Below are 904 nucleotides of genomic sequence, written 5' to 3'. Positions count from 1 at the left end.
AAATAAATTCAATGAAATTGCATATTCCTAAAGAATTACCCAGCTTTGAAACGCTGTTAGCGAAACTTGTCGGCGAAAATTCAATTAGCGCTAGTGATTCCTCTTGGGATCATAGTAATGAATCCGTGATTCGAGAATTAGAAAAGTGGCTTTTGGGTTTAGGATTTCGCTGTGAAGTAATTCCGGTTGATCAACAGGCGGGAAAGTACAACCTTATCGCGACGCTTGGAACAGGCAGTCGAGGTTTAGTGTTGGCTGGGCATACTGATACGGTTCCTTATGATCAGGCAAGATGGAACTCAGACCCTTTTAAGTTGAGTTTCTCTGAGNGCAAGTACTATGGCTTAGGGACATGCGATATGAAAGGTTTCTTCCCTATCATAGTAGAAGCCTTAAAGAGTATGGATCAAGCGGAGTTAAATGAGCCCTTAATCATTGTTGCGACTGCTGATGAAGAAAGCTCAATGGCGGGAGCGCGACTGATCGCTCAGCAAGGTGAACTTCAAGCCCGAGCGGCAGTTATTGGGGAGCCAACAAGTATTCGACCTATTCGAATGCATAAAGGTATTCTCATGGAGGCGGTCGAATTTAGAGGTTGTTCTGGGCATTCTTCGAATCCAGACTTGGGGAATAGTGCCGTCAATGCAGTTCACGGATTTTTAGGAGAGCTTTTCGCATTTCGTTCCCGTTTGCAGGCAAACTATCAGAATGCGAATTTTGAAGTTTCGGGACCTACATTAAATGTCGGTGCAATACATGGGGGAGATAGCCCTAATCGGATTTGTGGACACTGTCAGATGAATTTTGATATCAGACCGCTTCCTGGGATGTCCGTTTCTTCACTTCATGCTGAGATAGATGCGTTAGTGAAACAGACAGGCTACAAATACAAGATCGATGTAAA

At 44.0% G+C, this 904-nt stretch carries 1 protein-coding gene; it reads left to right on the top strand.

Annotated features, from left to right (window positions below; translation table 11 throughout):
- Positions 1–11: 11 nt before the first annotated feature.
- The coding region (gene argE / locus A3762_RS00785; protein ID WP_068753660.1) for an acetylornithine deacetylase at positions 12–904 on the top strand (893 nt) is incomplete at its 3' end.

Source organism: Oleiphilus sp. HI0125 (genome assembly GCF_001635355.1).
This window is presented reverse-complemented; position numbering and strand designations above follow the sequence as displayed.